Genomic DNA, 21,271 nt, shown 5'->3' with positions numbered 1-21,271 from the left:
GGTTCATTGGATAGCCAGCAACCCCCTTACCTCCCTTGTCGCCGCTGCCTCTTTCGCTGACTTCCTCCATTGGTCTGCCAAGCGGTCGAGGGTGACCTGGCCGCTCCGGTTTGCGCAGCGACGACGCGCGAGACCATCCTCACCGTCCCTTGAACTCGATGACGCCCTTATTCATCTCCAGTTTCCCCGAAGCGTGTAGTACTGGGCTGCGCTCCGTGCCGAAGCTGGAGTAGCGCTCCAGATGACTGATCTTTGCCTGCGCGCCGGTCAGGTCGATGGCCGACAGGGCCACCCAGAACGAGAAGTGGTTGCGGCCCAGCACCGGCGCCGTGACCTCCTGGCCGAGATCATCCGTGAAGATGGTTAGGGGCTTGTAGCTGGCAAACGACCCTGCCCCGTTTGACACGGCGCTGTACGCCGCGAACACCACATGTGCCAGTTCGTCCGGCCGGTGAATGACCGCCGTTTCCTGGCCTGCTTTCCGGCTGTCGCCCGACAGCGTGATGTACGGGGGCCTTCTGGACGCGCCCTGCTCGCGGTAGTACACCTTGCCCGTGGTTCCATCTTTGAGGACATAAAAAGCGTACAGATCCAGATCGCCCTGACCGGCCCACTGCAGGGTGATCGTAATTTTCTTGCCTTTTTCGATGTTCACGCTGGCGTTTTTCTTCAGGCTGACCTGACTTGCAGGCGCAGCTGCTGCCGGCGCCGGTGTACGGGCGGCGGGCGGCCCACCCAAGCCCAGCGTCTCCCACTTCTTCCACCAGGCCGCAAATTCACTGAGCAGCTGACTGTAGAGCTGCTCGTCGTCCAACTGGTCAATGTCATCGGCGGCGAAGAACCCGGAGTTGTCGAGTACCCGTCCCTGCAAGGTATCGAGCCTGGCCAGCACCCCGTAATCTGCCTGGCCCAGGCCCACGAACTGCCAGAACAGCGCCTCGGAGGCGGTGCTCTTGAGAATCTTCTCGATCTTCCGGCTGGTGCCGCTGTCAATGCCGCCGTCTGTGACGAACAGCACCAGGGTCGGCAGCACAGGTAGGCGCGCGGCACGGTCCTCTGCGGCGGCTTCCCGGTGCACCCCTAGCACGTCCTGCATCACCGGGGGCTCATTGTTGCCGTAGCCGATCTGCTTCACGGCGGGCACGACGCCCATCAGCTGAGGCATCTGCGTGCCCGCCACACCCAGCACACTGTCCTCGTCGAGGTCGCCCATGCGCGCAAACCGGCTGGCGTAATACCAGAACTCCATGGCATTGTTGTCGTCCAGACGGGCCGCAACAGGAATCAGCCGTTCGAGCGTCTCCTGAACTGTGCCGCGGCTGTAGAGCTTCCCCATGCTGCCAGAAGCGTCCATCACGACCATGACCCGCGCCCTGAGGCCGCTGATCCCTGTCCGGGTCAGCACCGCACCAACCTGCTGTTTGCGCAGGTCAACCTTGCTGGCGGGCGCTGACGCGGCTGGAGGCGCGGGCGGAGACACAGTGGCCAGAGCTGGCGGGGCCGGTTCTTCCTCGGCCACCTCTCCACCAAAGGACCTCACCAGCGCCGCCATGCCGCCGTTAAAGCCCTGTTCTACCGCCGTGACGCGCCACGCCCCCTGGTGCCGGTAGATCTCCACCAGCATGACGGCCAGCTCATCGCCGCCGGGGGTCAGCATGAACTGCTGAGGGTCGCCCACCGACGGCGTGATCGTCACCTGGCCGCGCCGCAGGCGGCCAATCGGCTGCGAGTCGCTTGTGGCACACAGCACCAGGCGTGAGATCCACTCTGGCAGCTGATCGAGGTTCAGCGTGAACTGCACGTCTCCGGGCGCGGCGGTCATACGCACTTCCCCGCGCGGTGAGGTGGGCTGATTGAAAAACACAAGGTACTGGTCATCCACGATGGTGCGGGCGTCATTCAGCGCGAACAGACTGAGGTCAACGTCTGGGTGGTCCAGTGCCGCGTGCAGGGTCAAGGTCAGGCCCTGACCCTGAGCACCCAGGGCCAGGCGCTGCCCCTTGAGAAGTACGGTCATGTGCTCTCCTTCAGAGCGCTGGCGGCGCGCATATGGCCTCGCCAGCCTCTCTCCTGCTTCAGTGTAGTGATTCCGAGCAGGCACCCTGGCCGCACATGGGGACCGCTTGCAGGCGGGGCGCCCGCCCCAGCCTGCGCAGGTGACCACATTGACTCGCCCGCCGGCCCCTCGACAGGCCAGAGGGCAACAGCACTGTCAAACCGGGTGCAGGTCCTGAACCGCCCCGCTCAGAGCCTGGGCCAGCTGCGCGGCGCGGCTGAGGCGGACGTGGCCGCTCTCGGTGTTGACCACTGTGCAGGGGTGGCCTCTGAGGCTCTGGGCCTGCTCCAGCGCGTCCGTCCAGGCGTCGCTGCCAGGGTGAAGCGGCACATTGGCCCGCCCGTCGGTGAATACCACCAGTTCCGCACCCGGCTGGGCACGCAGGAGGGTGCCGGCCAGGTGCAGCGCGTGGGCCAGGGGCGTGCGCCCGCCCGTGGGGACCGAGCGCACCGCGTCTTCGGCCTCCTGACGGTCGGCCGTCCAGTCCAGCCGCAGGTCGGCCCCACTGCCCCGGAACGTCACCAGCGCGGCCCGGTCACGTCCACCGCCGCTGGCCAGCAGCGCCAGCATGGCCCCTTTCAGGGCGCCCATGCGGCCGGCGGCCCCCACGCTGCCGCTGGCGTCCGCCACAAACAGCACCTGGCGGCCCGACTGCACCTCTAAGACCGGCGCGTGAAAGTCATCGCGGGTCAGGTGAAAGTCACCCGGCGCCCCCCGTTGCAGGGCGCTGCGCAGGGTGGCCGGCAGGTGCAGCCGACCGGCCTGCGGGTCCGCCACCGTGCGGACCACCCGGCCGGCCGGCGCTCCGGCTGGCTGACGGCCCAGCGCCGTGTGATGCAGCGTGATAGGCGCGGCGGGCGCAGGCGCGAAGATGTCCTCGGGCGCGGCGTCGGGGGGAGCCTGAGCCGGGTCCGGCGGGGGTGGCGACGGGTCCTCGCTGGGCGGCGCAGGGGGAGGCGGCGACGTGGACGGCGGCGCAACAGCGGCGCGGTGGTTCAGCACCAGGGGGGCCACTACCTCCACGTCGGCCCACTGCACGGCCAAGCGCCCTTGGAGGGCCGCGTGGGCGCGGGCGGCGCGGTGCAGCACCAGGTCCGCCCGCAAGCTGGCGACCCCAGCACGCAGCACCAGCGCGGACAGCTGGCCCAGCAGGTCATCCGGCACCTTCACCTGTGCCCAGGCCTCGCGGGCCCGCCGCAGCTGAGTGGCCAGCCGCTCCTCTTCCCCGGCCCACTGCGCCCGAAACCCCTGGGGGTCCGTCTCGAAGGCCATGCGGCGGCGCAGAATCTCTGCCCGTTGCTGTGGCTCGCGGGGGGCCAGGACATCCACGCATAGGCCAAAGCGGTCCAGAAATTGTGGGCGCAGCTGCCCCTCCTCGGGGTTCATGCTGCCCACCAGCGCAAAGCGGGCCGGCTGCTCGGCGCTGAGGCTGTCGCGCTGCACCCGCACCACGCCCATCGCGGCGGCGTCCAGCAGCACATCTACCAGATGGTCGGGCAGCAGGTTGACCTCGTCGATATACAGCAGCCCACCGTGGGCCTGCGCCATTAAACCCGTCTGGAGCCGCGCCTCGCCCCTCAGGGCCGCGTCCAGGTCCAGGGTGCCGACCACGCGGTCCTCGGTGGCGCCCAGCGGCAGGTTCACGAAGGGGCCGCCGCCCGGCAGCAGGGCCGCCAGCCCCCGCGCCGCCGTGCTCTTGGCTGACCCCTTGTCACCTCGAATCAGGACCCCACCGAGGGCCGGACAGACGGCCACCAGCGACAGCGCCAGCAGCAGGTGGGGCTGGTGCGCCACCGCGCAGAGGGGATACGCCGTCATGCCGGCGCCCCGCAGGCCACCCGGAGCACGGTGATCTCGAAGGTCCAGCGGTAGCGCCACCCCCCAGCTTCTTGCCGCAGATACGGCTTGAGGGCGGCCAGGCTTTGTGCCTCAGAGAGCGGCAGGCGGGCGAAGGCCAGCAGCTCAGCCGTGGTCGTAAACGTCAACTCCCGACTCTCTGTGATGGTCTGCGCTGTCACAGGCCAGCCCAGGGCCTCAAGCGCTTCCCGCAGCAACCGCGCCCGGCCCGGCTTGGGGGTGCCGGCCAGTGCGCGGCGCAGTTGCACATGTGGACTGCCCACACCGTCGTCTTCCAGCAGATACAGCGCGTGGCGGCTCAGGCCCCGTAGGGTCTCCAGGGCTGGGCGCAGGTCGGGTTGATACGCCAGCGACCAGGCCGCGAGAACGGCGTCATGGACCGGAACCTGGTCGGGCGCCTCCTCCAGAGAACAGCACACGGTCCTCAGGTGGGGCAGCGCCCCCCTGGCCCGCAGCTGGGCCAGCATGTCCGGCGAGTAGTCCAGGGCAGTCGCCTGGGCCACCGCCCCCGCCAGCGGCAGCAGCAGGCGGCCCGTGCCCGCGCCCACGTCCAGCAGACTCCAGGTCCTGTGCAGGTCGCCCCGCAGCCAGCTCACCGTGTTGGGCAGCGCCGGCTGGGTATGGTCGTAGTCAGCGGCCTTGCCCTGCCAGAAGGCGAGGTCGCGGTCGGGCCGGTAGCGCTCCGACCGCGCCGAGAGCACCAGGTCGCGCCAGCGGGTCAAGGGATCAGCGGGCACGTTCACCGCGTTCCTCCAGCAGCCCTTCACTCTCGGCCAGCAGGCTCTGTAGGGCTGACAGCGTCTCGGACTGCGGGCGCCACATGCCGCGCCCCTCGGCTTCCAGCAGGCGGCTGGCGATGGCGTTCAGCGCCCAGGGATTGCTCTGACGCAGGAAGTCCTGGTTCTCGGGGTCCAGCGCGTAGGCCTGGGCGACGCCCTCATACATGAAGTCGTGGGCGAGGTCAGCGGTGGCGTCAAAGCCGAACAGGTAATCCACGGTGGCGGTCTGCTCCAGCCCGCCCTTGTAACCGTGCCGGCGAATGCCGTCAAGCCACTTGGGATTCACCACGCGGCTGCGATAGACGCGCAGGGCCTCTTCTTTCAGGTCGCGCACCCGCGCCCGCTCGGGGTTGGCGCTGTCCCCAAAGTAGCCGCGCGGCTGCACGCCGCTGAGGTGCCGCACCGACGCCATCATCCCGCCGAAAAACTGCAGGTAATCGTCGCTGTCAAAAATGTCGTGTTCGCGGTTGTCCTGGTTGTGCAGCACCAGCTGCGTCTGTGCCAGGCGGGCGCGGAAGTCCTCGCGGGCGTCGGCCCCCTGTTCGGCGGCGGTGTAGGCGTACCCGCCCCAGTTCACGAACACCCTGGCAAAGTCGGCGTCGGTTTGCCAGTTGCCCTCCTGAATCAGGTCGAGAATGCCCGCCCCATAGGTGCCGGGCGCACTGCCAAACACGCGGTACGTGGCGCGCGCCTCGGCTTCTTCTGGGGGCAGGTCCAGGAGGCGGCCTTCCAGTTCGGCCAGGTAGTGCCGGCGCGGAAAGTTCTGGTCTGGGTCCTCGTCGGCGTGCATGGCCAGCCGAAAAGCCTCGTCCAGCAGGTGAATCAGGTGCGGAAAGGCGTCCCGGAAAAACCCGCTGATCCGCACGGTCACGTCAATGCGCGGGCGGCCCAGGTCCTCCAGGGCAATGAGTTCGGCGCCCTCCAGCTGGCGGCTCTGCGGATGCCACAGGGGACGCACGCCCAGCAGCGCAAAGATCTGGGCGATGTCGTCTCCCTGCGTGCGCATGTTGCTGGTGCCCCACACACTGATGGCGACGTGTTCCGGGTACGCCCCGCCGGTTTCCTGCCGGTGGCGCTCCAGCACTTCGCGCGCCAGATTCTGGCCCACCGCCCAGGCCGCCTGCGAAGGCACCGCACGCGGATCCACGGCATAGAAGTTGCGGCCGGTGGGCAGGATGTGCGCCTGACCGCGTGACGGTGCCCCGCTGGGCCCGGCGGGCACGTAGCGCCCGGCAAGGCCCAGCAGCAGATTCGTGATTTCCTCCTCGGTGCGGTCAAGGTTGCGGTTCAGGTCGCGGCAGGCGTAGTCCAGCGTACGCGGCACCATGCCGTAGCCCTCCCGCATGCCCAGGGTCAGCGCCAGGACCTCCGGAATGGCCGCCGGGTCAAAGTGCCGGTCCTGCAAGGTCTGGTACAGATGCAGGCCGAGCTCGTCCAGCAGCTCCAGCGCATCTGCGTTCGTCTGCACCGGCTGGCCGGCCAGGTTGTTCAGCACGGTGTCCGCCTCACGGCGCTGACCGGGACTTTCCAGCAACTCGGTGAGGTCAAGGGCCAGCAGGTCGGCCAGACCGGCATGCAGGCCCGGTACCTCGGCATTGGCCAGGCGGGTCAGCGCGCGCAGCATCTCTGGGCGCTGCTCGCCCTGGGGGGCCAGACCCAGCGTGTGCAGACCGTCCCGGATCTGCGCCGCGCCCAGCTCGCACAGGTAGCCGTCAATGTCTTCCAGCAGGTGCGCCACGTCCGACCCACTCATCTCGGCGATGGCGGTGGGCACGCCGTCCTCGGTCTCGGTTTCATCCCACTCGTGAACGTGGTCGCCGTGGTCGCGGCGCAGCATGGTGCCCAGGTCAGTGCCCAGGTTGGCCTGCTGCACCAGGTCCCAGATCTGGCCCTGGAGGAGCGGCAGCTTGCTGGGGTCAAGCAGTTCGAGCTGATAGTACTCGTCCACCAGCCGGGCGAGTTCGGCCAGGGGGCCGTAAGTATCCGCGCGCGTCAGGGGCGGGGGCAGGTGGTCCAGAATAGTGGCGTGGGCGCGGCGTTTGGCCTGGGTGCCTTCTCCGGGGTCGTTGATGACGAACGGGTAGAACAGCGGCAGGTCGCCCAGCAGGCTGTCTGGAAAACAGGTTTCGGAGAGGCCCACGCCCTTGCCGGGCAGCCACTCCAGCGTGCCGTGCTTGCCGACATGAATCAGGGCGTCGGCGCCAAAGCCGCCCAGCACTTCCGGCTCCCGCAGCCAGCGGTACAGGGCGTGGTAGTGGTGGGTAGGCGGCAGGTCCGGCGTGTGATAGATGGCGTCGGCGTCCATGCCGTACCCACGCGGAGGTTGCAGCGCCACAAACATCTTCCCGAAGGTCAGGCCCGCCAGGCAAAGCTGGCCTTCATGGACATACGCCTCGCCCGGCGCCTTGCCCCACTGCTCGGTCACGCGCCGCTGCTGAGAGGCAGGCAGCTCAGCGAACCATGCCCCGTACTGCGCCGCCGGAATCCTGACGGCGGCCCGGGCCAGTTGCCCTGGCGTCATCACGGTCTGGTCGTAGTTGCCCCGCTCGATCAGGTCGTGCATCAGGTCATCGGACTGTGCTGGCAAGTCGCCCACGTCGTAGCCGTCGGCCTTCAGGGCGCGCAGCACCCGCAGCAGCGACGCCGCCGAGTCCAACCCCACCGCGTTGCCCACCTGCGACGCCTTGCTGGAGGAATTGGTAAAAATAAACGCCAGCCGCTTCTCGAAGTTGGCCTTGTGCCGCAGGCGGGCTAGCCGCAGGGCCGTTCCGGCCAGCCGCGCGGTGCGCTCCGGGTCGGCCACCTGCCGCCGGACCTCGCCCTCCTGCTCCTTGAACGCAAAGGGCACCGAGATAATGCGCCCGTCAAACTCGGGAATGGCGACGTTCATGGCGGTATCCAGAGGGTTCAGGCCGCGTGGGCTGGTCTCCCAGGGGCCGCGTCCGCCGCCCAGCGTCACGCCCTGCACCACCGGCACCCCCAGCCGGGCCAGCGCCGAGACGTTGTCCCCCGCCGCAGTGATCCCGCCCGCATTCACGTCGGCCATGGCAAAAGAGAGGGTGGTGATGAGGGCCGAGATGAGGGGCCGCCCCAGCTGCTGGTCATCCGTAGCCTGAAACAGCGCGAAGGCTTTGGGATTCCCGGCGCCGTCCACATCTTTCAGGGACGTGGTGAAGACTGGCAGGGCGTCCGCACCCGCCTCGTCCAGCGCCTCAATGAGCGTGTCGATAAAGGCGGTGTTGCCGCTCAGCGCGTGCGCGCGGTAAAAGAGGACACCCACAGCCGGACGCTGGGGGTCGTGCCAGCGCTCCCAGTCGGCCAGCGTGGCGTTTTCGGGGAGTTGGGGATGATACACGCCGTGTTCCGGCAGGGCCAGAGGCGGCTGGGCGCCGTACCCGGTCATCCGCAGGGTGTCCGACAGAGACAGAAGCAGTTCGCGGGTGTTCTGCCAGCCGCTGGCCGCCAGGTAGGCCAGCGCCGTGTCCAGCGTGTGCGCCGGCGCCAAGGACAGCCGCGCCAGTTCGGCGTCCGGCTCGTTGGCGCCGCTGACCAGCAGCAGGGTCTGACCAGCCCGGCGGGCGTGCGAGAGCAGCAGGTCCATGCCCGGCATATTCCTGATCTGGCCGTGCAGGCGGGCGACCACCACCTCGGCCTTGCCCACGGCCCCACCCAGCAGGCTGGCCATCTGCGCGTCGCTGCGGATGCCCCCCAGCAGGGCGCCGGTCACCGGGCCAAAGTCGTCTGGCAGGGTGTCTTTGGCCGCCCGCAAGTTCAGCAGGTCGGTGTCGGCATGGCTGAGCAGCGCAAAGCCGTGCAGGTCACCGGGCGTCAGGGGTGCGGCCGCCTGCGGCTGGCCCACACCTTGGCCACTGGCGGCGTCCCAGGTGTAGTAGTTGAAGGTGTATTCCACCAGTTCCGGGGGCACGGGCAAGGCGCCGTCTGCCTCCAGCATGGCGCTGATGTAGTCGAAGATTGCCACCACCAGCCACGGGTCGTTGACCGAGTGAAACCACACGTCCTGGCCGTCAAAGACCAGATGCGCCACGTTGCTCAGGGGGCAGGGCCCCAGGCAGCCGCTTTTGGTCAGGTGCACCTGATGGCGCAGCTTGCGGCGCGTCCACTCTTCTTTGTAGGTGTCCACCGGCGCGGCCGCGTAGCCCCGGTCGGTGCGGCCGCAGCAGCACCCATGAAAGCAGTAACTCAGGTGACCGCGCTTCCGGACCACATTGATGGTGCGCCCATCGGCGCGGGTGACGCGCTGCCGCGAGCCCGGCGAACGGGGAGAAGATTTGGACGTCACAGCGGCCCTCCTTTCAGGTGAGCAAACAAGGCTTCTGGCGTCGGGAAGAGCGGCAAGCCGGTCTGGCTGTGCAGGGCCACCAGCCACGGCTGACGCAGATGACAACCGCGCAGCAGGGCCGCGTCACGGAACACGTCCGCTGGGGCGCCGCTGGCCTGCACCTCACCGCGCCCCAGCAAAAAGACGTGGTCAGACACGGCATAGATAAAGTCCATGTCGTGCGAGGACACGATCAGGCGCGTGCCGCCTTCCCGCAGCTGCCCCAGCAGGTCAATCATGTCCTCTGTCATGGCGGGGTCCAGGCCGGCGGTGGGCTCGTCGAGCAGCAGCACGTCCGGGCGCAGCGCCAGGGCGCCTGCCAGCGCCACGCGCTTTTTCTGGCCGTAGGAGAGAGAATGCACAGCTTTGTGGCGCAGGGCCTCGGTGCCAGTGGCGCGCAGGGCTCCCTCCACCCGCTCCTGAATCTCGGCGTCGGGCAGGCCCAGGTTGCGCAGGGCAAAGGCCACGTCGTCGGCCACGCGGGCGTAGAAAATCTGCCGGTCCGGGTCCTGAACAACCAGCGTCACGCGCTGGCGGTAGGCCTCCAGCGCGCTTTTTTTGTAGCCCAGCGGCTGCCCCTGAAAGCGCACCTGGCCGCCGCTGGGTTTCAGGAGGCCCAGCAGGTTCAGAAACAGGGTGCTTTTGCCGGCGCCGTTCGCCCCGATCAGGGCCGTCACAGCCCCCAGGCCGAAATCCAGACTCACGCCCCGCAGCGCCTGGGTGCCGTCGCGGTAGGTGTAGCTCAGGTCGTGGGTGGACAGAAGCGGGGCACTCATACGGACTCCGATTGAATCGAGCGTTCTGCTCGCTGAAATCCGAGCGGAGCGAGAAGGGAAAGATGCGGATTCCGCTTTATTGCAGCACAGCCGGACAGGCACCGTCTGCGCTTCCATATCGCAAAATCCGCATCACAGGTGAAACTCTCCCCGGTAGAGCTTGAGCTCCAGGGCCCGCTGCCAGCTGCCGTAACTGCTCATGACGCGGGTGAACAGCAGGCCCGCCAGCGCCGCCGCCGAACGGATCATGACCCTGGGGTTCCGCTGCCCAAATTTCAGGTCGCTGGCCTGCCGCATGGTGTCCAGTTCCTCGGCAAAGATGGTTACGAAGCGGTAAACCAGGATAGTCAGTTCAGTGAATTCACGCGGCACCTTCAGGCGGTGCAGCAGCCCGGCCCACTGATAAACAGGCGTGGTCAGCGCAATGAAGTACGTGGCGCTGATGCCCGAGAGACTGCGAGTGAAGAGCAGCAGCGCGGCGTCCACGCCCGATTCACTCAGGCCGATAAACCCCCCGCCCAGCGGCACCGCCCACAGCAGCGGCTCTGGCGAGCGCGTGACGCTGAGCGCGACGGTCAGCAGGCTCAGCGCGATGAACGACGCCGGAATGGTGTACAGCCGCAGGTAGGGCCGCAGCGGAAGACCCGCCGCACCGACTGTCAGGGCGGCCATGACCAGCAGCACCAGGGCGTGCGCGGCGGGCAGGTCCAGCGAAATGACGGTTAGCAGCGCCCCCAGCCCGGCGCCCACCTTCCAGGCCGCCGGCAAGGGCGCGAGACGGTTGGTCTGGGCATACTGGTCAAGCTCAAACATAGGCCGTCACAACTCGGCGTTCCGCACTTCCGGCGCTTCACTGCCTCGCCCTCTCCGGCGCCCCTGCTGATACCCAAGGTAGTAAAAAATGACACCTGCCCCCAGCGCCGCCTGCAAGGCAAAGAGCAGCGACTCAATCTCGCCGCTGGCCGGCTCGATAAGGGGAGAGGCCCACGGTTTGTAAGTCTTGTCGATCTGCGTGATGGCGGTCTCGGCCTGCCCATCGGCGCCGCCGAACTCGGCGCCTTTCAGGAACACGAGCGGCAGGATGACCAGGGCGGCAATGCCCAGCACGATGGCCAGTCGGCCCAGTGGGGTCAGGTTAGCTGAGGGCTTCACGAACAGCCCCCTCGCCCTCGAATTCAACGACTTTATCCAGCACCAGCACGGTCAGCAGCCCCTCGGCAATGGCAATCGGGATCTGCGTCAGCGCGAAGATGCCCAGGAATTTCAGGGTAGACGCCGCCACGCCGCCTGCCGGGTCAGGAAACACCAGGCCCAGCTGCACAGAGGTCACCACGTAGGTCAGCAGGTCGGCCAGCGCCGCAGCGGTAAAGATGCTGGCATTGCGGTTCGCCCCTGCCCGCTGCAGGACGCGCCAGACCACGTAGGCCACGAAAGGCCCGGCCACTGCCATCGAAAAAGCGTTGGCGCCCAGCGTGGTCAGGCCGCCGTGTGCCAGCAGCAGCGCCTGAAACAGCAGCACAATGACCCCCAGCACCACCATCGGCAGCGGGCCAAAAAGGATGGCGCCCAAGCCCACCCCGGTCGGGTGCGAGCAGGACCCCGTCACCGAGGGCAGTTTCAGCGCCGAGAGCAGAAAGACGAACGCCCCGGCCAGCGCAAGCAGCAGCTTTTTCTCGGTATGGTCGCGCATCATCTGCCGCAGCCGCCGCAAACCCAGAACAAAAAAGGGCACGGTGATGACAAACCACGCCAGGGCCCACTCTCTGGGAAGAAAGCCTTCCATGATATGCATGGCCTGTGCCTGCGAGCCGAGCAGCAACGCGGCGGCGCCGCTCAGGGCCACCACCTGCCGCCCCCTGAATTGAGGTCTGAACACCCAGTTCTCCTTAGGTCCTGCGCGTCTGGTGAAAGGCTCTAGAGCGGAAGACGCAACACTCCGCTCCAGCCGGGGCCAGAGCGGAATGCGAGAACACTGGAAAGGGTCAGGCAAGGCTCATGTCGTGGCCCTCTTTTGGCGAGAGGTGCAGAAACCAATAGGCTCTGCGTCCCTGAGAGGCATTCGGACTTAAGAGGCAAAGCCTCCATTACCGTTGCGCGACAGTGCCGGAATGTGCGCGGAGCGCAGTCACCGGGCTTCCCCTGACTCAGGTCGAAAAAGTCTAGCACCGGGCCAACGCGGTCAGGTGATTCGGCACTTGTGCTGAGGCTGGCCCTGAAGGGAACGACTCTGCGTGGTTGTGGCTGGCTTGGGTGTTGAGCCAAGCGGCAGAGCGTTAGGATTCGCCCTTTCGTGTATAAGCCTATGTCTGAATGGGCTCTGAAAGGCACTGTCTAACCTCCTCTGGCAGTGGAGGCTCTTACCGCCTGCCAAGTTGAGCGTCTGGCCCTCCACCCGCATTTACCTGAGATCAGCCGCCAACCTCTCTGAGCTTGCGCTAGGGCAAGATCAGAACTTCCCACTGTTGGCTCATCCAATTCGTCCTAACATTCGACCAGAGCTAAAAAAATAGGTATGTATATCGAGTCGTGCTCTGATGAAGTTCAGACCTGTCTGCTTGAGCGCAAAGGGGCTTCCACAGGGCTGTGATATTGGAGATAGGTCTTCCATAAACAGACCAGACTCGCTGATCGTGTCGCCGTTGTTTTTGGCTTCCTTCAGGTGCTCTCTATAGTGCGGTCAACGCCTCACATCTCATGACCTACCCCTCTGGAGGCTTCTTGCCGGCTCCCCAACTACTCACCCCCAGCACGGCATCCGATTTTCACTTGCATGCACTGGCCCACCATCTCGACATGATTCGGGCTGAGCGCATGCCGAGCGATCCACCTTTTAATGTCGAGAGCATCGTTGCTGGTCTCCGGACAATTGACCTCTCCAGAGACCGACACTATCTCCTGCTCTGGGAAGAGACCCAAGTTGTGGCCCGCGCGACCGTGACCCTGCCTCAAGCTCATGACATCCATCAGGCTGAGGTCGAGTTAACCGTCCTGGCTGCCCACCGTCAGCGTGGCCTGGCTCGGCGTCTCCTGGTAGAGATTGCCAGCCTGGCAGAGCGCTCTGGCTGGCAGGTGCTGCTGACCAATGCCTCTAGCCGTCTGCCCAGTGGTGAAGCGGTCCTGCGTCATCTTGGCGCACAGCTGGTGATGAAACAGCAGTTCATGGAGTTGGACCTCCACAGCCTCAACCCTCAAGTGCTGGCAGACTGGGTACGTGAGGCCGCTGAAGCGGCGCCTGAGTACCGTACCTGGTCACACCTGGGGCCCTATCCCCAGGATCGTCTGACCAACATTGCCCAGGCGTACGGCGCGATGCAGACCGCACCCCAAGGCACCAAACATGCCGCAGCGGTAGCGGTCAGCGTGACCCCGCAGGAGTTGCGGCGCCAGGAGGAACAACTGTTCACAACTGGGCGTCAACGCCTTACAACCTTCGCAGAGCACCGATCAAGTGGAGCGGTGGTGGCGTTCACGGAGTTGTTTTGGGACGTGGGGCGGCCCACGATCATGATTCAGCACGGGACAGCTGTGCAGCCTGACCACCGGCGGCACTCGTTGGGACGCTGGATCAAAGTGGCCAACCTGCTGGCGGCACAGCGCCTCAACCCAGACGTTCGGTTCATTCGCGCGGGCAATACGAAGGACAACATCGGGATGTTGCGCATCAATCAGGCCTTAGGGTTTCGCACGTACCTCATCCATACGGACTGGCAACTGGCTATGAGCGACCTCCGAACCTATCTGGACCGACGACACGCCTGAGCGGAAAGTCATACGGATTCCGTCTATTACGTCTACAAACCAGAACAGAACTGGTGTGCAAACTCCACGCCCGGAACCCGCCCTGCTCGCTCTGCTCGGATTAAACCGTTTTTGCAAACGATTTAATCGGAGTCCGTATCAGTCGTCAAGGCGCTCAGCGGGACATTCGGTTCTAACTCTCATGGGCCTCTGTCTCTGAACAGCACAGGCTTTTTTTCTCCTGTGAAGGGCGCGGGCCTAGCAGCCAGCTAGCGGTTCAGGAACCGCTGCCGCACCAGCGTCAGCAGCGCGTCGCCCGTGGGGTCGCCCGAGGTCTTGAGCGCCGTAAAGGCCTCGCCGGACGCCGAGGTCCGGGTCCGAAAGGCCGTGATCTCGCCCGACACCACCCGCGCGATCACCTGCGCGACCTCCTGCGGCGTCTGCCCCACAGCCACCGGCCCGCCGCCCGCCCGCGCCTGCTCCATTAGCGTCACCATCGGGGCCAGGTAATCGTCCAGCACTGGCCGGTACACCTCGTCCAGTGGCCCCGGCGATTCTTCTAGTCCGGCCAGCACTGTGCTGAGGAAGTTGGTGGCGATGGCGCCAGGCTCGACAACCTGCACCCGGATACCGAAATACGGCTCCAGATAGGACGCCAGGCTCTCGCTCAGGCCTTCGACGGCAAACTTTGCGGCGCAGTACAGGTCGTTCAGAGGCTGCCCCACCAGCCCACCCACTGAAGTTACGTTGACGATTTGCCCATGTCCAGCCGACCGCATGACGGGCAGCACCGCGCGCACACAGCGGATGACACCCAGCAGGTTGAGGTCCAGCACCTGCTGCACGTCCTCGTCACTGGCCTGTTCGGTGGCGCGCACCAGACCAGCTCCGGCGTTGTTGACCAGCACGTCCAGCCGCCCGGTCTCGGCAACAATGCCCTGGACGCAGGCCCGCACCGAGTCGTCCTGCTGCACGTCGAGCGTGCGGACATGGACGGTGACTCCATGCTCCTCTGCCAGTTGGCGCAGCACCCCGGCACGTTCTGGATTTCGCATGGTGGCGTAGACGTGGTGGCCGCCCGCTGCCAGTTCAAGGGCGGTGTGAAGGCCCACGCCGCTGGATGTTCCCGTGATGAGAATAACTTTGCCCTCGGTTGTCATCGTTGTCTCCTTCGTATGGCCTCTGGTGCAAGGGGCGGCCAGTGGCCCAGTTCTTGAGAAGCCAGTCATCAGCTCTGCTCCGCTCACGGTACGCCGAACAGCTCTCTGGGATGTCCAGCTGGAGGCCCTCCGAGAAAACTGCGATTGACCTTGAGCGCAAGCCCTCGTTTTAGCTTCTGGCAAAAGCGTCCGCCACACATAGGGTGCGAAGTTGCACCGTGTGGCCCAGGGCCATCACGCTGATCGGCTCAAACATCACCAGCAGGGCCGTGTTGGGCCAGGCCAGGACGGGGGCGAGCCTGCCGCGTAGCTCGGTGACCCGGCGGTCAAAAGTCTGGATGGAGCGCTCGGCCGTCTGGGTGCGGCCAAAGACGCGGCCGAGTTCCTCCAGGGCCGAGCGCCACCCCGCGTCCATCGCGTCGAAATCGAAGGCCAGGGTGGGGGCAATTTTGCTGAGGGCCGCGTAATTCGCCTTCGAGCCAGGCAGCCCCGCCGACGAGTACATGATGGTGAAGTCAGGTTTGGCCGCCAGCACCGCTTCAAAGAGCGGGAGAACGGCATGGTCCAGGACAGGCCCGTTGGTCGACCACCGCTTCCTCCCCCGGCCTCCCCTAGAGCGAGACCCCCCTGGGGTTCAGTTTCAGCCTGACAGCGGGATTCCGTGGACCGCTTTTCACTTCAGCCGCTGGCGGTGGCAGTCACTGGGTCTGCTGAGCCACCTTGCCTGCCTGGTCACTGCTGAGGGCATCTCTCAGGCGACCTCCAAATCTCTCTGGGTCAGGCAGTTGCCGGGCCGGCCGTGCGCGCCGCCGAGGCGGTTTGCTGCGCCTGCCACTCAAAGCCCTCGGCCTCATCCAGCCGGAACGCAGCGCGGGCGGCGGCGGCGGCCTGGATAAACCACGCCGACGCCTGCGTGAGCGACTCCCCAGAAGCCCAGTGCCCGGCAATGCGCGGCGCGCTGCCATGATGACGCTCCAGGGTGCGGGCCGCGCTGCGGTGCAGCAACCGGCGGATGCTGGCCGGAATGCCCGCCGCCACCGCCTGAAGCAGGAGGTCGTGGCTAAACCGTTCCCCCTGCATAATCTGCCGCCCTTCCAGTTCTTCCCAGGCGGCCGCCACGTCCAGCAAGGGCAGCCCCAGCATCTCGCCAATCAGGTCCACCGTGAAATCCTGCTGCAAGACACTCGCCGCGCGGGCCACATGCAGGGCCCGTTCGGACAGCTGCTCCAGGCGGCGCATCAGCACCTCCTGAATCAGGGGGGGCAGCGGCAGGGGACCCGTATCGTCGGCACCGGCCTCCAGCAGATACCGCACCGCCTCCTGCACAAACTGGGGATAACCCCCAGCCAGTTGTGTGATGGCCGCGATGCGCGGTTCCAGTTCCGGCACACCCAGGCTGTGCACCAGCCGCCGGGTGTCGGCCTCGTCCAGGGGGCCCAGTTCGATATGAATGGCCTGACCGCCCTGAACCACCCCCTGCAACATGGTTTTCTGGGGCAGGGGCAGCTCGCCGGCCCGGAAGGCGACAATGCCCGGCGGCCCGGTCTGGCCTTCGGCCAGCGGATAGGTGCGGGAGGCAAACGCCGCCCCGAAGTCTGAGGTCGCCTTGTCGCAGTACTGCCAGTCGTCCTGAACGATCACCGACGCGCCCTGGGTCGTCAGGACGATGGCGTCCCCGATGGCGGTATAGAACCTCAGGCGCGCCTCCTCATCCACGATAGGCGGGGGTGGGCCGCCGGGACCGGCGCATTCGGGCAGCAGCCGGGACAGTTCCTGCTGAACATAACCCGGCAGCTCAACGTCGGGCGCGGCCCGCAGGTAGGTGCGCAGGATGCGCGCAAGGGTGCTGTACGGCACCGTCAGGTCGCCGGGGCGGCCGTCCAGCCACACATGTGAACCTTTGGCCTGCACGAAGTCCTGAAGCAGTCGGCTTTTGCCCACCCCAGGCTCGCCAGAAATAAAGATGATCTGTCCCCTGGCCCAGGCCGCTTCCATGCGTGCCCAGGCTTCTTCCCGGCCAATCAGCACCGGGGGGCGGGACACTGACAGGGGCAGCGGCGACGGCAAAGCGTCTCCGGGCGGGGCAGGCGCCAGGCGCCCAAGTTCTTCGGCCAGGCGGTGCGTTTCGGCTGAGGGGGCGCTGCCGAATTCCCGCTCAATGGCGGTCACGCAGCGCTGGTACGTTCGCAGGGCCGCTGCCCGGTCGCCATTGAGGTAATGCAGCCGCATCAGCGTCCGGTAGGCATCTTCCGACACAGGATCGGTGTGCAGCCAGAGTTCAGCCCAGTCCAGCGCGCGCCGCAAGTCCCCCTGCTCCTGCTCGCGGGTTACGGCCCGGCGCACCTGCTCTACAGCCAGCTGCGTCAGCCGCTCACGCCACACCTCAATCCAGGCCACGAGGTCGGCGCTGAGTTCAAAATCCAGACCGTCCAGCAGGGTCAGGGCCGGGCCGAAGGTGGGTGGGTCTTGGCCGGGCTCCGGGTGCAGCAGGGGCCCCACGTCCAGCTGAACGCCCGGCGCCAGGTCAATGTCCCGGCCCACCAGCAGCAGGCCCGCCCCGCTGAGCGCCTGAATGCGGCGCAGGGCGTGGACGAGGTTGTTGCGGGCCACGCTTTCCAGAACGTCCGGCCACATTATGGACGCCAGCCGCGCCCGTGCCGTCCGTCCCTCCAAAGCTACGAAGGCAAGAATGAGCAGCAGGCGCGGCGGACACTCGGCTTTCTGGCCATCAGGGCGAGTGACCTGGGGCCGGCCCAGCAAAGCCAGCTGCCAGGGCGCGTCCATCCTTACAGACATGCCCCGATGATACGGGATCGTGCCCCGGGGTTCCGGAAGATTGCCAGCGATCCGAACTCCCAATCGCTTCCATCAACGATGAACGCCGAGCAGACTGACAAAGCGGCGCAGCAGACTCGGAGAGCTTCGCAGAAGAGCGAGAAGGAGCAAAAGCGGGTTCCAGAGGTGGATGTTGCATATCGGTTCTTTCCCAGTGGGTCAGCGAAACAGCCGGAATCCGTATGAGGGTTGGACGTCACCACAGAGCACCACAACGCGCTCCGGAACAGTTCAGGGAAGCGCAGGCGGCGAAACGACTGAGAGGGGCCGGTTACCGAAGGGCTTTCTGCGTTTCTTCGGCGCTGGGACGAGGGGCGGCGCGGGCCAGGTGCGGTCAGTTGGAGCAGGCTGCAATAAGTCCTTGAAGGTTGAAAAAGCCAGATTCGCCCAGCAAGGACTGGCGGATGACACGCCGATGATGGCGCCCAGCAAGCGCCGCTTTCACGGGGCCCAGCCGCACCGAAGACGCTTGCGCCGGGACTGGCCGCGCCGATCCTCAGTACCAGACAGTGTGAAACGGCGGAAAAGCCCATCACGCCGCTGTCATCCACCCAGGCCTAAGGTGCAGGGGTCAGCCGAACAGCCCTTCCGGGCTCCGGCCCAGGAGGCTTCCCCATGAACCGAATCCTAACCCGCTCCATCTTCGCCTCGGCCCTCACGCTCGGCCTGTGCACCTCCGCCCACGCCACCCAGGCCGTCCGGGGCTTTATTACTGGCACCGTGGTCAACCAAGCCGGCGCGCCACTGCCCAACGTTGAGGTGGTGGCCGACAACACGCTGGGCTACAACAGCAACCTGATTACCCGCACCGACGCCCAGGGCCACTACAAGATCAGCGTCAACGGCATGCCCACTACCTTTAAGGTCAGTGCCAAGACGACCCTGAAGTACAAGGGCGCCCAGATTCCCATCTCGCTCAGTGCCAAAGGGCAGGCTGTGGTGCCGGGCAATGTCGGCGGCGTCGTGGACTTCGTCCTGAAACCCGATACGTCCACGCCCTACGGCAATCTGGGCCTCGTGACCGTGCAGATGGGTGTCGGCGTCTCCAGCCTGGTCGATTACAACAAGGTGGTGCTGACCCTCACACCTGTGGGCAAGTTGGCCGACGGCAGCAGCGGAAAACCCCTGGTGGTCCGGCCGGTGCATCTGGCCGGCTGGTTCGTGGTGAACGTCATGTACGGCACCTACAAGGTCACGGCCACTGAAAACGGTCAGCCGCTGGAGGTACGCCAGAAGGGCGACGGCACCATTCTGCGCGAGTGGGGTAGCAGCTTTACCGGCGACTTCATTAAGGACATGTGGGCGCCCAATCCCGCCCTGAACGTCGAAATCCGGCACCCCGAGACAGCCACAGTGCCCGACGCCCGCCCATCAGCCGGTGGCTCGGCCGCCAGCTCCAGCACGGCCAGTTCCGGTTCGTCCGGGGGCCCGACCATTTCCGGCACGCTGCGGGCCGACACCGACCTGAAGGGCGCCGTGGTGTTCGCCTGCGTTCCGGCAGGCCACGGCGGCGAGGACTGCGACGAGGGCTTCACCCGTTTTGTGACCGTCAAGGGGTCTGGACAGCAGGTGAGTTACATTCTGAACAACCTTTCGCCGGGCCTCGAATATCGCCTGGTGGCGTGGCTGGATCAGGACGGCGACGGCGACGTGAGTGACGGCGACCTGCTGGGCCTCCTGAACGACAGCGACGGCACCGTCATGGCTCCGGTCAAAAACGCCGACATCACCCTGAAGCCCACGAATTGAAAGCCGCGCCCAGAGTCAGTCAGAGACGAACCCCTGAGTGGCTCTGGGGCCAGTTGGTAGTGCTTTTCCACCGTCAGTCCAGCGGAGGATGGCTGTCACCTCTCGCCTCTTCGCATCCCACTGGGGCTCTCCCAGGAGGTTCTTATGAATACACCAACCCACGCCGTGGTGGTGGGGGCCAGTGTGGCTGGCCTGCTCAGCGCCCGCGTTCTTTCCAGTCATTTTGACCGGGTGACCCTCATTGAGCGCGACGTATTGACCGACCTGGTCGGCGCCCGCAAGGGGGTCCCTCAGGGCCAACACACCCACGGGCTCCTCGCCGGCGGCCTGCGGGCAATGGCGGACCTGTTCCCCGGCCTGGAAGCCGAACTGACCCAGGCCGGCGCCGTCAGCAGCGACCTGATTGGAGACACTGTCACCGTCCAGGGGGGCGTGCGGCGTCCCCGCGTTCACAGTGGGATTGGGCTGCTGTGTCTGAGCCGCCCGCTGCTGGAAACCACGATTCGCCGCCGGGTGCTGGCGCTGCCGAATGTCACGCTCCGTGACGGCCTGAGCTTCCTGGGGTACACCCTCAGCGCAGACGGGCAGGCCACCGTCGGTGTTCAGTGTCAAACGGGCAGCGGGGAGGACCTTCAGCTTCCGGCCCAGCTGGTCGTGGACGCCACCGGGCGTGGGTCGCGCACCCCGGCCTGGCTGGAGAGCCACGGCTTCGCGGCGCCGGCCGAGACGCAGCTGCCCATCAACCTGCGTTACGTGACCCGTGAATATGCCCGGCGGCCCGGTGACCTGGGCGGCGCCAACGCCTTTGCGGTGCTGCCTCAGCCGCCCCACGAGTACACGCTGGGCTCGGCGGCGGCCGTCGAGGGCGACCGCTGGCTGGTGATGCAGGGCGGCTGGCTGGGCCACCACCCGCCGCAGGATGAGGCCGGCTTTCTGTCGTTTGCCGCCGACCTGGCTGCTCCTGAGTTTCATGCCTTCCTGTCCACTGCCCGGCCGCTCAGTGGCTTTTCGACGTACACCTTCAAGGCCAATGTCCGCCGCCACTACGAGCGGCTGACCCGTTTTCCGGCGGGCCTGCTGGTCGTGGGCGACGCGTGGTGCAGCTTTAATCCGGTGTACGGTCAGGGCATGACAGTGGCCGCGCTGGAAGCCCTGGCTCTTGAGCGTGTGCTGACCGGCAGAAGGTCCAGTACGCCGCTGGGGCTGACATATTTCAAGGCCGCCCGCCGCATTGTGGAGCTGGCGTGGTCTATGGCGGCCAACGCTGACCTGGCCTACCCCGAGGTGCCGGGACCACGGCCAGCGCTTATCAAGGCGATGAACTGGTACATGGGCCACTTCCAGCGCGCCAGCCTTCACGATTCCAGCCTGGCCACGGCGCTGTTTGAGGTGGCTCACCTGCTGCGGCCGCCGTCTGCGTTGGTCTCGCCTGGCACCCTCCTGCGCGTGAGCCGCGCCGCACGCCAGCACCGAACGGAGCAAGCGGCACTGTCTGTCCCTGCCTGACCCGCATAATCCACAGAGCGCCCAGCCCAACGGTTGGGCGCTTTGTGCGGTTGAGGCGGTAACTGGATGAAAGGGCGTTGCGCCCAAGGGACTGGTCAGCCTTGATGAGCTTTGCTGACGCCTTTTCCTGCTGTTTTCGAGAGGTCAGCGCTGAACACCCGAAGGTCTGCCGAGATGACTTTCAGCACAGGGGGCAGCTCTGATCAACAGTTGCTCAATAGTTGCTTACAACCGCTTGGGGGGCTTTGTTGGCAGCGGTTCAGTACAGGTGAATTGATCTGCAGCAAGAAAAAGGCGTATATCGGGTCAGGCCTGGGTGAACCAACACCTTCCCGTTTGAGAGACAGGAGAGGCAAAAGCCGACTGACAACAGAAATCAGGGCAGGAGAGGACCATCCTCCTGCCCTGACTTGGATTTCACCTGCATTTCCTCCTCAATCGGTCCTGTTCCAACCAGCACGCCAAACGCGGCCCCG

General features: G+C 66.1%; 14 protein-coding genes. 3 read left to right on the top strand and 11 right to left on the bottom strand.

Annotated features, from left to right (window positions below):
- Positions 1-139: 139 nt before the first annotated feature.
- From GO986_RS10035 to GO986_RS10000, 8 genes are all read right to left on the bottom strand, one after another.
- The gene (locus GO986_RS10035; protein ID WP_157459160.1) at positions 140-2,017 is read right to left on the bottom strand and encodes a VWA domain-containing protein; all 1,878 of its coding nucleotides are present in this window, start codon (positions 2,015-2,017) and stop codon (positions 140-142) included.
- A 195-nt stretch (positions 2,018-2,212) separates the two neighbouring features.
- The gene (locus tag GO986_RS10030) at positions 2,213-3,874 is read right to left on the bottom strand and encodes a VWA domain-containing protein (RefSeq protein ID WP_157459159.1); all 1,662 of its coding nucleotides are present in this window, start codon (positions 3,872-3,874) and stop codon (positions 2,213-2,215) included.
- Positions 3,871-4,656: a class I SAM-dependent methyltransferase gene (locus GO986_RS10025; protein ID WP_369409280.1), complete on the bottom strand. Its 786-nt coding sequence runs from the start codon at positions 4,654-4,656 to the stop codon at positions 3,871-3,873. The genes GO986_RS10030 and GO986_RS10025 overlap by 4 nt, the downstream gene beginning before the upstream one ends.
- Positions 4,640-8,992 (bottom strand): cobaltochelatase subunit CobN, encoded by a 4,353-nt coding sequence (gene cobN, locus GO986_RS10020; RefSeq protein ID WP_369409279.1) that lies wholly within the window; start codon positions 8,990-8,992, stop codon positions 4,640-4,642. Before cobN ends, GO986_RS10025 begins: the two co-directional genes overlap by 17 nt.
- Positions 8,989-9,807, bottom strand: coding sequence for an energy-coupling factor ABC transporter ATP-binding protein (locus GO986_RS10015; RefSeq protein WP_157459157.1), 819 nt, complete (start codon positions 9,805-9,807; stop codon positions 8,989-8,991). Before GO986_RS10015 ends, cobN begins: the two co-directional genes overlap by 4 nt.
- A gap of 132 nt (positions 9,808-9,939) precedes the next feature.
- Positions 9,940-10,620 carry a cobalt ECF transporter T component CbiQ gene (gene cbiQ / locus GO986_RS10010; RefSeq protein WP_157459156.1) on the bottom strand — a complete coding sequence of 227 codons (681 nt, stop codon included), beginning with the start codon at positions 10,618-10,620 and terminating at the stop codon, positions 9,940-9,942.
- Positions 10,621-10,626: 6 nt separating this feature from the next.
- Positions 10,627-10,959 (bottom strand): energy-coupling factor ABC transporter substrate-binding protein, encoded by a 333-nt coding sequence (locus GO986_RS10005; RefSeq protein WP_198170576.1) that lies wholly within the window; start codon positions 10,957-10,959, stop codon positions 10,627-10,629.
- Positions 10,943-11,683, bottom strand: a complete 741-nt coding sequence (locus GO986_RS10000) for an energy-coupling factor ABC transporter permease (RefSeq protein WP_439648706.1) — start codon at positions 11,681-11,683, stop codon at positions 10,943-10,945. The genes GO986_RS10005 and GO986_RS10000 overlap by 17 nt, the downstream gene beginning before the upstream one ends.
- An 842-nt stretch (positions 11,684-12,525) precedes the next feature.
- Here GO986_RS10000 and GO986_RS09995 point away from each other — a divergent pair.
- Positions 12,526-13,566 (top strand): GNAT family N-acetyltransferase, encoded by a 1,041-nt coding sequence (locus GO986_RS09995; RefSeq protein WP_157459155.1) that lies wholly within the window; start codon positions 12,526-12,528, stop codon positions 13,564-13,566.
- 248 nt (positions 13,567-13,814) lie between these two features.
- Here GO986_RS09995 and GO986_RS09990 read toward each other — a convergent pair whose 3' ends face one another.
- From GO986_RS09990 to GO986_RS09980, 3 genes are all read right to left on the bottom strand, one after another.
- Positions 13,815-14,705, bottom strand: a complete 891-nt coding sequence (locus GO986_RS09990) for an SDR family oxidoreductase (RefSeq protein ID WP_157459154.1) — start codon at positions 14,703-14,705, stop codon at positions 13,815-13,817.
- Positions 14,706-14,874: 169 nt separating this feature from the next.
- Positions 14,875-15,273: an ABC transporter substrate-binding protein gene (locus tag GO986_RS09985; RefSeq protein ID WP_157459153.1), complete on the bottom strand. Its 399-nt coding sequence runs from the start codon at positions 15,271-15,273 to the stop codon at positions 14,875-14,877.
- 209 nt (positions 15,274-15,482) lie between these two features.
- Positions 15,483-17,501, bottom strand: a complete 2,019-nt coding sequence (locus GO986_RS09980) for an ATP-binding protein (RefSeq protein ID WP_157459152.1) — start codon at positions 17,499-17,501, stop codon at positions 15,483-15,485.
- A 654-nt stretch (positions 17,502-18,155) separates the two neighbouring features.
- On the opposite strand from GO986_RS09980, the gene GO986_RS09975 reads away from it, so the two are divergent.
- A complete protein-coding gene (locus GO986_RS09975) occupies positions 18,156-19,289 on the top strand; it encodes a carboxypeptidase-like regulatory domain-containing protein (protein WP_157459151.1) in 1,134 nt (377 codons plus the stop codon).
- A 144-nt stretch (positions 19,290-19,433) separates the two neighbouring features.
- Entirely contained in the window at positions 19,434-20,795 is a 1,362-nt protein-coding gene (locus GO986_RS09970; protein WP_157459150.1) for an FAD-dependent oxidoreductase, read from the top strand.
- Positions 20,796-21,271: the final 476 nt, after the last annotated feature.

Source organism: Deinococcus arboris (genome assembly GCF_009755355.1).
GTDB lineage: Bacteria > Deinococcota > Deinococci > Deinococcales > Deinococcaceae > Deinococcus > Deinococcus betulae.
Note: the sequence above shows the minus strand (reverse complement) of the source record. Positions and strands in the feature narration are given on the sequence as shown.